1 pseudogene is annotated in these 403 nt (G+C 74.2%); it reads left to right on the top strand.

The features are described from left to right. Nucleotides 1-335: pseudogene (locus AOQ53_RS35475) on the top strand (transposase); the annotation flags it as partial. Between the last annotated feature and the right edge of the window lie 68 nt (nucleotides 336-403).

Genomic DNA, 403 nt, shown 5'->3' with positions numbered 1-403 from the left:
CGCGCTGGAAGCAGGCCGCAGTTCCTGGACCGCGCCGCTGGACGCTCTGCGTCTGGCGCCGGGGGACGGCGCCGCCACCGTCACCGCCCGGCAGATGCGCGAGCTCATCGAGCGGCTGGTGGATGCCGGGCAGTGGAAGGACGGCGACCGGGACGTCCTCATCGTGGTGGACGCCGGATACGACGTGCCCCGCCTGGCCCACCTGCTCAAGGACTTGCCGGTGCAGGTGCTGGGCCGGATGCGCTCGGACCGGGTCCTGCGCCGGGCGGCCCCGCCCCCGCGAGCCGGGCACCCGGGGTCGTCCGCCCCGCCACGGCGGCGAGTTCGTCTTCGGCCACGTTCCGGCTGTTCAAGCAGACGCTGGGCTGGACCTGCCCGAAGATCCGTACTCCTGAGGCGGCTG

Origin of the sequence: Streptomyces azureus (genome assembly GCF_001270025.1) — a bacterium.
GTDB classification, from domain to species: domain Bacteria; phylum Actinomycetota; class Actinomycetes; order Streptomycetales; family Streptomycetaceae; genus Streptomyces; species Streptomyces azureus.
The sequence above is the reverse complement of the archived record's forward strand: the minus strand, read 5'-3'. Positions and strand labels throughout refer to the sequence as shown.